The organism is Erythrobacter epiphyticus, assembly GCF_034653295.1.
Taxonomy (GTDB): domain Bacteria; phylum Pseudomonadota; class Alphaproteobacteria; order Sphingomonadales; family Sphingomonadaceae; genus Erythrobacter.
The window spans coordinates 261,872-274,516 of record NZ_JAYEEU010000009.1 but is presented as its reverse complement, the minus strand read 5'-3'; the positions used below and the strand labels follow the sequence as shown (position 1 = coordinate 274,516).

15 protein-coding genes are annotated in these 12,645 nt (G+C 63.0%); 6 read left to right on the top strand and 9 right to left on the bottom strand.

The features are described 5' to 3' along the window. Nucleotides 1–16: 16 nt before the first annotated feature. The 5 genes from coaD (at nt 17) to SOQ14_RS12205 (ending at nt 3,904) form a co-directional block, all read left to right on the top strand. A complete protein-coding gene (gene coaD / locus SOQ14_RS12225; protein ID WP_322898400.1) occupies nt 17–529 on the top strand; it encodes a pantetheine-phosphate adenylyltransferase in 513 nt (170 codons plus the stop codon). A gap of 91 nt (nt 530–620) precedes the next feature. Then, a complete protein-coding gene (locus tag SOQ14_RS12220) occupies nt 621–1,382 on the top strand; it encodes a peptidylprolyl isomerase (protein WP_322898399.1) in 762 nt (253 codons plus the stop codon). Nucleotides 1,383–1,424: 42 nt separating this feature from the next. Then, the gene (gene queA, locus SOQ14_RS12215) at nt 1,425–2,468 is read left to right on the top strand and encodes a tRNA preQ1(34) S-adenosylmethionine ribosyltransferase-isomerase QueA (RefSeq protein WP_322898398.1); all 1,044 of its coding nucleotides are present in this window, start codon (nt 1,425–1,427) and stop codon (nt 2,466–2,468) included. Continuing rightward, nucleotides 2,465–3,598 (top strand): tRNA guanosine(34) transglycosylase Tgt, encoded by a 1,134-nt coding sequence (gene tgt / locus SOQ14_RS12210; RefSeq protein ID WP_322898397.1) that lies wholly within the window; start codon nt 2,465–2,467, stop codon nt 3,596–3,598. The genes queA and tgt overlap by 4 nt, the downstream gene beginning before the upstream one ends. 3 nt (nt 3,599–3,601) lie before the next feature. Then, nucleotides 3,602–3,904 (top strand): chorismate mutase, encoded by a 303-nt coding sequence (locus SOQ14_RS12205; protein ID WP_322898396.1) that lies wholly within the window; start codon nt 3,602–3,604, stop codon nt 3,902–3,904. Here SOQ14_RS12205 and SOQ14_RS12200 read toward each other — a convergent pair. The 7 genes from SOQ14_RS12200 to SOQ14_RS12170 form a co-directional block, all read right to left on the bottom strand. Beyond that, on the bottom strand, nt 3,901–4,533 hold the full coding sequence (locus SOQ14_RS12200; RefSeq protein WP_322898395.1) for an NAD(P)H-dependent oxidoreductase: 633 nt from the start codon (nt 4,531–4,533) through the stop codon (nt 3,901–3,903). The genes SOQ14_RS12205 and SOQ14_RS12200 overlap by 4 nt on opposite strands. A 111-nt stretch (nt 4,534–4,644) precedes the next feature. Further along, on the bottom strand, nt 4,645–5,259 hold the full coding sequence (gene rpsD, locus SOQ14_RS12195; protein WP_322898394.1) for a 30S ribosomal protein S4: 615 nt from the start codon (nt 5,257–5,259) through the stop codon (nt 4,645–4,647). Between the two features lie 162 nt (nt 5,260–5,421). Beyond that, entirely contained in the window at nt 5,422–6,168 is a 747-nt protein-coding gene (locus SOQ14_RS12190; RefSeq protein ID WP_322898393.1) for an RNA methyltransferase, read from the bottom strand. A 10-nt stretch (nt 6,169–6,178) separates the two neighbouring features. After that, nucleotides 6,179–6,640, bottom strand: coding sequence for a transcriptional regulator NrdR (nrdR, locus tag SOQ14_RS12185; protein ID WP_322898392.1), 462 nt, complete (start codon nt 6,638–6,640; stop codon nt 6,179–6,181). 9 nt (nt 6,641–6,649) lie between these two features. Continuing rightward, on the bottom strand, nt 6,650–6,871 hold the full coding sequence (locus SOQ14_RS12180; protein WP_322898391.1) for a hypothetical protein: 222 nt from the start codon (nt 6,869–6,871) through the stop codon (nt 6,650–6,652). A gap of 12 nt (nt 6,872–6,883) precedes the next feature. Beyond that, nucleotides 6,884–8,209, bottom strand: a complete 1,326-nt coding sequence (glyA, locus tag SOQ14_RS12175; protein WP_322898390.1) for a serine hydroxymethyltransferase — start codon at nt 8,207–8,209, stop codon at nt 6,884–6,886. Continuing rightward, on the bottom strand, nt 8,206–8,685 hold the full coding sequence (locus SOQ14_RS12170) for an RpiB/LacA/LacB family sugar-phosphate isomerase (RefSeq protein ID WP_322898389.1): 480 nt from the start codon (nt 8,683–8,685) through the stop codon (nt 8,206–8,208). The genes glyA and SOQ14_RS12170 overlap by 4 nt, the downstream gene beginning before the upstream one ends. A 104-nt stretch (nt 8,686–8,789) precedes the next feature. On the opposite strand from SOQ14_RS12170, the gene SOQ14_RS12165 reads away from it, so the two are divergent. Further along, nucleotides 8,790–9,938: a sterol desaturase family protein gene (locus tag SOQ14_RS12165; protein ID WP_322898388.1), complete on the top strand. Its 1,149-nt coding sequence runs from the start codon at nt 8,790–8,792 to the stop codon at nt 9,936–9,938. 24 nt (nt 9,939–9,962) lie between these two features. Here the strand turns inward: SOQ14_RS12165 and SOQ14_RS12160 are convergent, their stop codons facing one another. Together SOQ14_RS12160 and rpoD are read right to left on the bottom strand one after the other, a co-directional pair. After that, the gene (locus SOQ14_RS12160; protein ID WP_322898387.1) at nt 9,963–10,568 is read right to left on the bottom strand and encodes a DUF2059 domain-containing protein; all 606 of its coding nucleotides are present in this window, start codon (nt 10,566–10,568) and stop codon (nt 9,963–9,965) included. An 11-nt stretch (nt 10,569–10,579) separates the two neighbouring features. Then, nucleotides 10,580–12,628 carry an RNA polymerase sigma factor RpoD gene (gene rpoD, locus SOQ14_RS12155; protein ID WP_322898386.1) on the bottom strand — a complete coding sequence of 683 codons (2,049 nt, stop codon included), beginning with the start codon at nt 12,626–12,628 and terminating at the stop codon, nt 10,580–10,582. Between the last annotated feature and the right edge of the window lie 17 nt (nt 12,629–12,645).

Genomic DNA, 12,645 nt, shown 5'->3' with positions numbered 1-12,645 from the left:
AGCGGAGAGCACAATCATGACATCGCGCGTCGGGATCTATCCCGGAACCTTCGATCCGATTACCCTTGGCCATGCCGACATTATCCGGCGCGGCTCCAAGCTGGTGGATCGCCTGATTATCGGCGTCACCACCAACCCATCGAAGAGCCCGCTGTTCTCGACCGAGGAACGCTTTGCCATGGTCGAGCGTGAGGTTGCGCAACTGGGGCTCAGCAATGTCGAGGTGGTGGGCTTCAACGCGCTGCTCGTCAAATTCGCGCAGAAGCAGGGCGCGAGCGTGATTATCCGCGGCCTGCGCGCGGTGGCGGATTTCGAATATGAATATCAGATGGCGGGGATGAACCAGCAGCTCGATGATGATGTCGAGACCGTGTTCCTGATGGCCGATGTCTCGCTGCAACCGATCGCGTCCAAACTGGTCAAGGAGATCGCGATCTATGGCGGCGATATCTCGCGATTCGTCAGCGATGCGGTGCGTCAGGATGTCGAAGCGCGGGTGCGTGAGCACGGCCTCAAGGGTGATTACTGAACGCCGCCTTGGCTGACGGGCAGCGCGGCGATCATTCATTGAGTTGTCAGGGGCAAGCAGCTAGAGCGCGCTGCTCTATCGGGATGGAACCATGATCAAGACCGCACCTTACCTCTTCTCTGGCAAGCTTGCTGCCGCAGCCATGCTGGCTGGCTTGCTGGCGGTGGGCGCGACGCCCGCGCTCGCGCAAAAAGGCCCCAAGGCGCCGCCTGTCGCGCTGGGTGACGACATGTCCGAAGAAGAGAAGAAGGAACGCACCGAAGCGGTCACCCAGGCAGCCAAAGTCTATCCGCCGGTGAGCTTTGATCAGAGCGTTGCTCCTGAAAACATCTGGGTGCTGGATCTTTCGAACGGCCAGCGGGTCAAGATCCGCCTGATGCCGGAATGGGCCCCCGCCCATGTCGAGCGGATCAAGACGCTCACCAAGCAGGGCTTCTACAACGGCATCATCTTCCACCGCGTGATCGAAGGATTCATGGCGCAGGGCGGCGATCCGACGGGAACCGGGCAGGGCGGTTCCGATCTTCCTGATCTCAAGGCCGAATTCAATCCGATGCCCCATGTGCGCGGCACGCTTTCGATGGCGCGCGCGGCTTCGGAAGACAGCGCGAACAGCCAGTTTTTCATCGTGTTCTATCCACGCTTTGCGCTCGACAAGCGCTACACCAATTTTGGCCGCGTGATCGAGAACATGGATGGCGTGGATGCGATTGTCCGCGGCGAGCCGCCTGCTGCGCCGACCCGCATTGTGCAGGCCTCGATGCTGACGGATAATCTGCCGCCGCCGCCACCCCCCGCGCTTGGGAATGATCAGCCGATCTCGGCGGACATGCTCAGCGCGCCCATCGGCTAAGGGGCTTTCGCCGGGCGCTCCAAGCGGCTAGTGGCCCGCGCCATGAAAGTTGATCTGTTTGATTTTGAACTCCCGCCCGAGCGGATCGCGCTGCGCCCGGTGCGCCCGCGCGATGCGGCGCGCATGTTGGTGGTGCGCGGACCGGACGCGCCCTTCGAGGATCGCGGTGTGCGCGATTTGCCGGGCCTGCTGAACCCCGGCGATGTGCTGGTGTTCAACGATACCCGCGTGATCCCGGCCCAGCTCGAAGGCCGCCGCGCCGATGGCGAGGCCAAGATCGGCGCGACGCTGCACAAGCGGCTCGATCTGCGGCGCTGGCAGGCGTTCATCCGCAATGCCAAGCGGGTGAAGGAAGGCGATAGCCTTGTCTTCGGCGGCGGGGTCACCGCGCTCGCCGAGGAACGCCACGCCGATGGCTCATTTACCCTGTTTTTCGCAGGTGAGGAGCCGGTCGAAGTGCTGCTTGATCGTGCGGGTACCATGCCGCTGCCGCCCTATATCGCGCAAAAGCGCGGGGTCGACGCGCAGGATCTCGAAGATTACCAGACGATGTTTGCGGCAGAGGATGGCGCCGTTGCCGCGCCGACGGCCTCGCTGCACTTCACCCCGCGGCTTGTCGATGCGCTTGATGCAGCGGGGATTGGCCGCGCGATGCTGACGCTCCATGTCGGCGCGGGGACATTCCTGCCGGTGAAGGCAGATGATACCGATGATCACCAGATGCATGCCGAATTCGGACGCATCAGCGCGGAGACGGCGGCGCAATTGAACGCCGCTCGTGCTGCCGGGGGCCGCATCATCGCGGTCGGCACCACTTCGCTGCGGCTGCTCGAAAGCGCTGTGGCCGAGGATGGCACGATCATGCCCTTTGCGGGCGACACCAGCATCTTCATCACGCCAGGCTTCAGGTTCCGTGCGGTCGATGGCCTGATGACCAATTTCCACCTCCCCAAATCAACGCTGATGATGCTGGTGAGCGCGCTGATGGGGCGTGAGCGGATGATGGCGGCCTATGCCCACGCCATCGCGAGCGAATACCGCTTCTATTCCTACGGCGATTCCTCGCTGCTATTGCCCACGCGATGAACCCGCCTCGCTTCGCCTTCACCTTGCACGCCACCGATGGCAAGGCGCGCACCGGCACGATTGCCATGCAGCGCGGCGAAATCCGCACGCCGGCTTTCATGCCGGTTGGCACCGCGGCGACGGTCAAGGCGATGAAGCCGGAAAGCGTGCGCGCGACAGGGGCCGATATCATCCTTGGTAACACCTATCACCTGATGCTGCGCCCCGGCGCGGAGCGGGTGGCACGGCTCGGCGGGTTGCACCGCTTCATGAACTGGCCGCGCCCGATCCTCACGGATAGCGGCGGCTATCAGGTGATGAGCCTTTCCGAACTGCGCAAGCTCACCGAACACGGTGTCGAGTTCAAAAGCCACCTTGATGGCTCGCGGCACATGATCACGCCCGAACGCTCGATGGAAATCCAGCGCTTGCTCGGTTCGGACATTGTGATGGCGTTTGATGAGTGTCCGCGTGCGGATCGCCCGCGTGATGAGATCGCGTCCAGCATGGAGCTGTCGATGCGCTGGGCGCAGCGCAGCCGCGACGGCTTTGACAGCGGCGAGGAGCATGCAGCCCGCGCCGCCTTGTTCGGCATCCAGCAGGGCGCGCTCCACGAAGACCTGCGCCGGATCAGCGCCGACAAGCTCATCGACATCGGCTTTGACGGCTATGCCGTCGGCGGGCTCGCGGTGGGCGAAGGGCAGGAGGCGATGTTCGGCGTGCTCGATTACGCGCCTGGCATGTTGCCGATGGATCGCCCGCGTTACCTGATGGGCGTGGGCAAGCCTGATGATCTGGTGGGCGCGGTCGAACGCGGGATCGACATGTTCGATTGTGTGCTGCCGACCCGCTCAGGCCGCAACGGGCAGGCTTTCACCTGGAACGGGCCGCTCAACCTCAGGAACGCCAAACATGCCGAGGATACCGGCCCGCTTGATGAACGCTGCGCCTGCCCGGTCTGCGCGAATTATTCGCGCGCCTATCTGCACCATCTGCAAAAATCGGGCGAAATTCTCGGCGCGATGCTGGTGACCGAACACAACCTGTTCTTCTATCAGGCCTTGATGCAGGCGATGCGCGATGCCATTGCGGACGCGCGTTTTGCTGCCTTCGCCGCTGATTTCCGCCGCGATTACCTTGGAAGTTCCTGATTGATGCCCAAACTCCCGGAAGACTGCCAGACCATGGTCGAGGTGCGTGAAGGCGTTGATGCGACGGATCGCGAGCTGGTGGCGCTGCTGGATCGGCGCTTCGGCTATATGCGCGCGGCGGCCCGTATCAAGGAAAGCCGCGATGCGGTGCGCGACGAAGCGCGCAAGGCGAGCGTCATCGCCGCCGCCATTGCCGAGGCCGATGCGCGCGGCATCCCCGCAGATGTGATCGCGGATATGTGGGAACGCCTCGTCGAAGGCTCGATCGCCTATGAATTCACCGAATGGGATCGGATTAGGGGCTAGGCCTCGCGCTTGAGAAAGGCCGCAAGGCGCAACTCTTTTCGCTGCGGCGCTTTCTGCCGGATGCTCCGGGCAAGGCGCGCGATCTTTGCTTCCCACTTGTGCAGCGCGCGCGGCGCGGTCTCCTCGCCCACTGGGCCAAGTGAAAGCGTGCGTACCGGCGCAAAGCCACAGAAGCCGAGCACCTGACCTTTCCAACGGCGGATCACCGGATTGCCGTGGTACCATTTAAGCACGAAGGGCGGGGTATCCATCGTCACGATCAGATCGGCGGAGCGGCCCACCATCAGCTTGTCCCACCACGGATCGCCGACGTGATAGGCAAAGGTGAATTTGGGCAGGAACAGTCGGTCGATCAGGCCTTTCAGCTCTGCCGGCTCCGCACCCCACCACATCGGAAATGCCACCACCAGATGATCGCAGGCGTCGAGCAGTTCGGCGAGGCGATGCAGATCGGGCTCCCAATCGGTGCGCTGCTTGTAGCCACGGCGCAGCACCGGGCTGAAGGCGAGATCGCGCACCGCGATACGGGTGACTTCGGCCGAGGTGGGCAGGGCGCTGGCGTAGACATCAAGAAGGTGCGTGGTGAGGCGTCCCGCATCAGGGTGCCCATCAAGCAGCAGAATGTTCATCAGGCGTGATCCCCCGCGCGATTCTTGCCGGCCGAGCTTTGCAAACCGCCGCGCAAATGAAAAGGGCGGCCCTTGCGAGGCCGCCCTTTGGAACTTGGTCTGGTCAACCGATCAGCGCGAGTAGAACTCGACCACCAGATTCGGTTCCATTGTCACCGGATAGGGGACTTCGTCGAGCTTCGGGACGCGGGTGAAGGCGACCTTGTCGGTGCCATCGGGCGCGACGTAATCGGGAATGTCACGCTCGGCGAGGCTCTGGGCTTCGATCACCAGCGCCATTTCCTTCGCCTTGCTGCCGAGGCTGACGACATCGCCCACATCGACCCGGCGCGACGCGATGTTGCACTTCACGCCGTTGACGTAGATGTGACCATGGCTGACGAGCTGACGCGCGGCGAAGATCGTCGGCGCGAACTTGGCGCGGTACACGATCATGTCGAGGCGACGCTCAAGCAGGCCGATCAGGTTCTGGCTGGTGTCGCCCTTCATGCGAGAAGCTTCGGCATAGGTGCGCTTGAACTGCTTTTCGGTGACGTCGCCGTAATAGCCCTTCAGCTTCTGCTTGGCGCGCAGCTGAAGGCCGTAATCGCTCATCTTGCCCTTGCGGCGCTGGCCATGCTGGCCCGGGCCGTAGGAACGCTTGTTCACCGGAGAATTCGGACGACCCCAGATGTTTTCGCCCATCCGGCGGTCGAGCTTATACTTGGCGCTCTTGCGCTTCGACATGTGTCGTATCCTTCAAATTGCTGGGCCGCCCCCATTGGGCAGCCATTGAACCCGGCATCGCACCGGCAGGAGCTTATCCTGACGCGGCCACCGCTTCACCGGGGTGCGGGGCCAATTGCGAAGGCGCGCCCTTAGCAGGATAGGGCGCGTGGTCAAGAGGAGTCAGGCCTTCGGCCCCTTTTCGAGGCTCGAAAGAACACCGCGCAAGGTGCGCACCTCAAGGTGGTTCCAGCCCGGCTTGGTCAGCACGCCGCGCAGCGTGCGGCGTGTCGCTTCGGCGCGTGCTTCGGGGAGGAAATAGCCGCGCGGCTCAAGCAACCGTTCGAGATGTGCGATCAGCCCTTCAAGCTCGTCCTGCGGGGCAGGGGGCAGGGTGTCCTCCTGCGTCGGCTGCACCAGCACATCGTCGCCACCTGCGATCTCGCGGCCGATGCGCGACCATTCATAGGCCACGAGGATCACCGCCTGCGCGAGATTGAGCGAGCCGAATTCAGGATTGATCGGGATGGTCAGGATATTGCGGGCCAGCGCCACATCCTCGGTCTCAAGCCCGGATCGCTCCGGGCCGAACAGCACCGCGTGGCGGCCCGCTTCGGTATGGACCAGCCGTCCCGCCTCGTCCGCCCCGATCACCGGCTTGGTCACCCCGCGCTTGCGCACGGTTGTGGCATGGACATGCTGGCAATCGGCCACCGCTTCAGCGGTGGTGGCATAGACCTTGGCCTGTTCAAGCACGATATCCGCGCCCGAGGCCGCCGGGCCGGCCGAAGGATTGGGCCAGCCGTCGCGCGGGGCAACAAGGCGCATTTCGGTCAGCCCGAAATTGAGCATCGCACGCGCCGCCTTGCCGATATTCTCGCCCAATTGCGGGCGCACCAGCACAATCACAGGCTTGTTGAGATCGCTCATCGCAGTCGGCTCAATCTTTCGCCGCGTCTTGCACGGCGCTGGCGAATTCCTCGAAATCGCGCGCTTCGGAGAAATCGCGATAGACCGAGGCGAAGCGGATATAGGCCACCGAATCGATCTGCCTCAGCCCTTCCATCACCAATTCACCGATCCGTGAGGAAGGCACTTCGGCCTCACCCGAGGTTTCGACCTGACGCTGGATGCCCGAAATCAGCTGATCGAGCCGCTCCTGATCGATCGCGCGCTTGCGGCAAGCGAGCGCGACTGAATGTTCCAGCTTGGAGCGATCAAATTGCTCGCGGCGATCACCCGATTTCACCACCACGACTTCGCGCAATTGCACGCGTTCGAAGGTGGTGAAGCGCGCCCCGCAGGACGAGCATTGGCGCCGCCGCCGGATCGAAGAGCCATCTTCGGTCGGGCGGCTGTCTTTTACCTGCGTATCATCGTGAGCACAAAATGGGCAGCGCATGCGCCAGGCTTATTTCTTGATACGCTGGTAGAGCGCAAAGCCGGCCCCGGCGAGCAGGCCGAGCGGCCACGACACCACCGGCAGCAAGGCGCCCGCGACCGCGCCGACCGCCGCGCCTGTCAGCACCGGCGCGGTCGAAGGATGGTTGAGGCCTTCCTTCGCCATGCCGGTAACTTCGCTCTTCACATCTTCCACCCAATCGGGGGACTGGCGCGGATCATTCTCGCTCATCGACGCGGCTCCTTACAGGCCCGGATAGACCGGGAAGGCGGCGCACAGCTGGGCAACGCGGCCGCGCACGCTTTCCTCGATCTGCGCATCGCCTTCGGGGCCATTCTTCGAAAGGCCTTCCACCACTTCGGCAATCAGCTTGCCAATGGTGCGGAATTCGGCCGGGCCAAAGCCGCGCGTGGTGCCCGCCGGGGTGCCGAGGCGGATGCCGCTGGTGACGAAGGGCGAACGGGTGTCAAACGGGATGCCGTTCTTGTTGCAGGTCAGCCATGCCCGATCGAGGCCCTTTTCGGCGTCCTTGCCGGTGACATCCTTGGCGGTGAGATCGACCAACATCGAGTGGTTATCGGTCCCGCCCGAAACGATGCGCAGGCCGTTTTCTTCGAGGCTGGCTGCCAGCGCACGGGCATTTTCGACAATGCGGTGCGCATATTCGCGGAATTCGGGCTGCAAGGCTTCGCGGAATGCGACCGCCTTGGCCGCAACCACATGCATCAGCGGGCCGCCTTGCAGGCCGGGAAAGACCGCCATGTTGAGCGGCTTGGTGTATTTATCGTCATTCCACAGGATGATGCCCGAACGCGGACCGCGCAAGGATTTGTGGGTGGTCGAGGTGACGATGTCGCAATGCGGGAAGGGCGAAGGATGCGCGCCGCCCGCGACAAGGCCGGAAATGTGGCTCATATCGCACAGCAGGATCGCACCCACTTCATCCGCGATCGCGCGGAAGGCGGCAAAATCCCACTGGCGCGAATAGGCCGTGCCGCCGCAGATGATCAGCTTGGGCTTGTGCTCGCGCGCCTTGGCGGCGACTTCATCGAGATCGACCATTTCGGTTTCACGGTTCACGCCGTAGGACACCGGGTTGAACCACTTGCCGCTCATATTGACGGGCGAACCATGGGTGAGGTGCCCGCCCGAATTGAGATCGAGCCCCATGAAGGTGTCGCCCGGATTGAGCAGGGCGAGGAACACCGCCTGGTTCATCTGCGAGCCGCTGTTGGGCTGCACATTGGCAAAGTTGCACCCGAACAGCTGCTTCGCGCGCTCGATCGCGAGGGTTTCGACGACGTCGGCATAGTCGCAGCCGCCGTAATAGCGCTTGCCCGGATAGCCTTCGGCATATTTGTTGGTGAAGACCGAGCCGGTTGCTTCGAGCACTGCGCGGCTTGCGATGTTTTCCGAAGCAATCAGTTCGATCTTGTCGCGCTGGCGGGCGAGTTCCTTGGCGACCGCAGCCGCGATTTCCGGATCGGCCGTGGCAAGATCATCGCGCCAGAAGCCTTCCATCGAGGCGGCGGCGTGACGGGCGGTGAAATCGGCGGGGGCGGTGCTCATTGGTGGGTCTCGATGCGGTCAGAGAGGAAGGGCGGGCGGGAGAGCTTGCCAACGCGGCGCTGGTGGCGACCATGCGGATCGCCGGCATCGGCAAACTCGGTATCAAGAAATGTGGCAACGCAGGCCTTGGCCATTTCGATCCCGATCAGCCGCGCGCCAAGCGCAATGCAGTTGGCATCATTATGTTCGCGGGCCAAAGCCGCCGAAAGCGGCTCGCTCACCAGCGCGCAGCGGACATCGGGGTGGCGGTTGACGCTGATCGAGATGCCGATCCCCGAACCGCACAGCGCCACGCCGAATTCGGCGGTGCCTTCGGCAATGATCTCGGCCAGACGATAGCCATAATCGGGGTAATCGACGCTGACACCCGGTTCGGGGCCAAGGTCGGCCACGTCATGGCCTTCATTGACGAGCCATTCGGCAAGTTCGGCCTTGAGTTCAATGGCCGCGTGATCGGAGGCGATAGCGATGCGCATGGCTTTCCCATAAGCTTATGGGAACCGAATCGCCACCCCGTTGAACAGCCTTTTCGACGGGTGGCTTGGCCGGAGAAAGGGAACCGGGTGGTAGAGCGCAGGTCGTGGAACGGGTCCCCGCTCCTTTGAGCGCCGAACAGCGGCTCGCCCGCTTGTTTGATGACGGGCGCCCGCGCCATGTCGGCACAGGCTGGATCAGCGGCGTGCTCGGGATCGTGCTGGGCCTGCTCGCGCTGTTCGCGGTGCTGTGCCTGCATTTTCCGCACTACCTGACCTTGCCGGAACTGCGTAGCGCCTATCCGCTTGGCTGGGTGCGGCTTGCGATTGATCTGGGCCTGTTGGCGGCGATGGCGCTCGCCGGGCTGTCGATGCTGCTGCGCCGCCGCAAAGCGCTGGGGGTAGCGGGGCTTGCCTTGGCCGGCGCAGCGCTGGCGTTGGGGGCAGGGGGTGTCGCAATCCCGCGCGGGCAGGCAAGTGCCATCTATCTCGGGCTCGACTGGTTTGTGCTCGGCGTGCTGACCACGGCTGCGATTTTCGTGCCGCTCGAACGGGCCTTTGCCCTGCGCCGCCAGCAGGGTGCCTTCCGCCGAGGCTGGCTGACGGACACGCAATATTTCTTCGCTTCGCACGTGCTGGCGCAAGTAATGAGCGTCGCCGTGCTTGCGCCTGCTGTCGCGGTGGGAGAGGCCTTGGCTGTGCCACAAGCGCAGGCGGCGGTGCGGAGCCTTCCCGTGGTGGTGCAATTTGCCGCTGCGGTGCTGGTCGCGGATCTGGCGCAATATGGCGTGCACCGCGCCTTTCATGCCGTCCCTGCCTTGTGGCGGTTCCACAAGGTGCATCACTCGGTCGAGGTGATGGACTGGCTCGCCGGATCGCGGCTCCATCTGGTTGATGTGATCGTGACGCGGGGGCTGGTCCTGCTGCCGCTGGTCGTGCTCGGGTTCGATACCGCTGCTGTCTATGCCTACCTTGCGCTGGTGAGCTTCCACGCGGTGTTCATCCACGCAAACTTCGCGCCGCGCAGGGGCTGGCTCGAACGCTGGATCGCCATGCCCCGCTTTCACCACTGGCACCACGGAGCCGAGGCGGAGGCACGCGATGTCAATTTCGCCGTTCACCTGCCGATGATCGACCGGTGGTTCGGGACTTATCACATGCCGGACGGGCGCTGGCCCCAGAGCTACGGCCTAGCGGGCGAACGCGCACCGGAGGGCTGGGTGCGGCAATTGGTGTGGCCGCTGCGCAAGGGATAAGAGCGCACAACCTCACCAAACCGATCAGTTTGCTTGGTCTTCGGTCGCCTTTTTGATCCGCTCAAGCGCATCGGGATTAGCCATCAGAAAGGCCTCCACCTGTTGGCGCACATTGTCACCCTGTTGCTTGGTGACGGGGTCCACATCCTTGAACATGGTGGTGTTCGCAGATGCGACGGCAGGATCGCTCTGCAGTTTCTGAAGGCTCAGGAAGTAGCGCTTGCCGCTCGGGGTCTGGGCAAAGGCGCTGATATCGCGCAGCTCTTCCAGAGTATATTCGCGGGTGTAGGCAATCGCGGTCGCCTCGAAGATCGCCGGCAGATGCTTGGTGAAGGTGGGACGCAGGACTTCGGGAAGGTCCTTGAGGAACTGCTCCATAATCGCGCGGATACCAGGTTCCTCGAAGATCGGCCCTGACATGGTCCCGGCGGCCATCTGGTTGGCGACAGTGCTCGCGAGATCGAGGACCATCTGATCACGCTTATCCTCAGGATACATCGCCTCGATGATCACTTTCGCATAGGCAAGCTCATCAGCGGGCGCGACATAGGAGTCGGCCTGCGTGGCCAGTGCCGGGGATGCCAACGGAATCGCGGCAACAAAAGCGATGGCATGGCGTGCGACCCGCATGGCCTTATCTCCTACTGATCGAGGAACGAGCGCATCTTGCGCGACCGGCTCGGGTGCTTGAGTTTGCGCAGCGCCTTGGCTTCGATCTGGCGGATACGTTCGCGCGTCACCGAGAACTGCTGACCGACTTCCTCCAGCGTGTGATCGGTGTTCATCCCGATCCCGAAGCGCATCCGCAGCACGCGTTCTTCACGCGGGGTGAGCGAGGCGAGCACGCGGGTGACGGTTTCCTTGAGGTTCGCCTGAATCGCAGCGTCCACCGGGATGATCGCGTTCTTGTCCTCGATGAAATCGCCGAGGTGGCTGTCTTCCTCGTCCCCGATCGGGGTTTCGAGGGAGATCGGCTCCTTGGCGATCTTCATCACCTTGCGCACCTTCTCCAAAGGCATGGAGAGGCGCTGCGCCATTTCTTCGGGGGTCGGCTCGCGGCCTTCCTCGTGGAGGAACTGGCGCGAGGTGCGAACCAGCTTGTTGATCGTCTCGATCATGTGCACCGGAATGCGGATGGTGCGCGCCTGATCGGCAATCGACCGGGTGATTGCCTGCCGGATCCACCACGTGGCGTAGGTCGAGAACTTGTAGCCGCGGCGATATTCGAACTTGTCGACCGCCTTCATCAACCCGATATTGCCTTCCTGAATGAGATCAAGGAATTGCAGGCCGCGATTGGTGTATTTCTTGGCAATCGAGATCACCAGCCGCAGGTTCGCCTCGACCATTTCCTTCTTGGCAATGCGCGCCTCGCGCTCGCCCTTCTGGACCATGTTGACGATGCGGCGGAACTCGGTGAGGCTCATGCCAGTCTGTGCGGCGATATCAGCGATTTCCGAGCGGATGCGTTCGACAGCCGCGCCTTCGCGCTCGGCAAAGGCCGCCCACTTCTTGTCCTTCTTGGCCTTTTCGGCGATCCACGCATCATCCATTTCATTGCCGACATAGGCCGCAAGGAAATCCGCACGCTTGATCTTGTGTCGTTCGGCAAGGCGCAGCATCTGGCCGCCCAGCGTCGTCAAACGACGGTTGAAGGCATAGAGATTGTCGACCAGGAATTCGATCTTGGTCGCGTGGAACTGGACGCTCTCGACCTCGGCGGTGAGATCTTCGCGCAGCTGTTCGTATTTCTTCTCTTTGGCCGGGGCAAAATCATTGCCCGCCGCGAGAGTATCAACCCGCTCGGCCTGCAATTTCTCGAAGTCGTTGAAGAGCTTGGTGATTCGGGCGAAGCGTTCGAGCGCTTCGGGCTTCAGCGCGGCTTCCATCTGTGCAAGGCTGAGGGTGTTGTCTTCCTCGTCGTCCTCTTCGCGGCGACGCGGGGTGCCGTCCTCGTCCTCGTCATCCGAGGCTTCGGGCTCGTCCTCAACCTCGTCATCCTCGCGGATCGTCGGCCCGGCGGTCTCTTCCGAAATCTCGCCGTCATCATCCTCGGCATCATCCGCCATCTTGTCGGCGGGTGGTTCCTTGGAGAGCATGGCATCGAGATCGAGGATCTCGCGCAGCTGCATGTCGCCCGCATTGAGCGCTTCGGACCACTGGATGATTGCGTGGAAGGTGATCGGGCTTTCGCACAGGCCCATGATCATCATGTCACGGCCGGCTTCGATCCGCTTGGCAATGGCGATTTCGCCTTCGCGGCTGAGCAGTTCAACCGCGCCCATTTCGCGCAGATACATCCGCACCGGATCATCGGTGCGATCGCCGGTCGCGGTCTTGCGGTTGGCCGCGCGGGCATCCTTGACGCCGGGCTTCTTCTCGCCGTCGTCATCGTCCTCGGTCTCGTCGTCGTCGCTGCCGACAACCTCGACGTCCTCGCCATCCTCTTCGGCCTCGGCTTCGGCGTCTTCGTCGGTTTCGACGATCTGCACGCCCATTTCCGACAGCGCGGTCTGGATGTCCTCGATCTGATCGGGGCTCATCTCGCCCGAGGGCAGCGCCTCGTTCAACTCGTCATAGGTGACATAGCCGCGCTTGCGCGCCTTGCTGATGAGCTTTTTGACCGACGCCTCGTTGAGGTCGATCAGCGGGGCATCATCCTTGTCGGGGGTGTTTGCGCTCGAGGCCATGGGTCCTGCGTCGTTCC

Excerpts from the sequence above, each read along its gene's own strand:
- coaD (WP_322898400.1), top strand. The coding sequence starts at position 17 with ATGACATCGCGCGTCGGGATCTATCCCGGAACCTTCGATCCGATTACC.
- SOQ14_RS12220 (WP_322898399.1), top strand. The coding sequence starts at position 621 with ATGATCAAGACCGCACCTTACCTCTTCTCTGGCAAGCTTGCTGCCGCA.
- queA (WP_322898398.1), top strand. The coding sequence starts at position 1,425 with ATGAAAGTTGATCTGTTTGATTTTGAACTCCCGCCCGAGCGGATCGCG.
- tgt (WP_322898397.1), top strand. The coding sequence starts at position 2,465 with ATGAACCCGCCTCGCTTCGCCTTCACCTTGCACGCCACCGATGGCAAG.
- SOQ14_RS12205 (WP_322898396.1), top strand. The coding sequence starts at position 3,602 with ATGCCCAAACTCCCGGAAGACTGCCAGACCATGGTCGAGGTGCGTGAA.
- SOQ14_RS12200 (WP_322898395.1), bottom strand. The coding sequence starts at position 4,533 with ATGAACATTCTGCTGCTTGATGGGCACCCTGATGCGGGACGCCTCACC.
- rpsD (WP_322898394.1), bottom strand. The coding sequence starts at position 5,259 with ATGTCGAAGCGCAAGAGCGCCAAGTATAAGCTCGACCGCCGGATGGGC.
- SOQ14_RS12190 (WP_322898393.1), bottom strand. The coding sequence starts at position 6,168 with ATGAGCGATCTCAACAAGCCTGTGATTGTGCTGGTGCGCCCGCAATTG.
- nrdR (WP_322898392.1), bottom strand. The coding sequence starts at position 6,640 with ATGCGCTGCCCATTTTGTGCTCACGATGATACGCAGGTAAAAGACAGC.
- SOQ14_RS12180 (WP_322898391.1), bottom strand. The coding sequence starts at position 6,871 with ATGAGCGAGAATGATCCGCGCCAGTCCCCCGATTGGGTGGAAGATGTG.
- glyA (WP_322898390.1), bottom strand. The coding sequence starts at position 8,209 with ATGAGCACCGCCCCCGCCGATTTCACCGCCCGTCACGCCGCCGCCTCG.
- SOQ14_RS12170 (WP_322898389.1), bottom strand. The coding sequence starts at position 8,685 with ATGCGCATCGCTATCGCCTCCGATCACGCGGCCATTGAACTCAAGGCC.
- SOQ14_RS12160 (WP_322898387.1), bottom strand. The coding sequence starts at position 10,568 with ATGCGGGTCGCACGCCATGCCATCGCTTTTGTTGCCGCGATTCCGTTG.
- rpoD (WP_322898386.1), bottom strand. The coding sequence starts at position 12,628 with ATGGCCTCGAGCGCAAACACCCCCGACAAGGATGATGCCCCGCTGATC.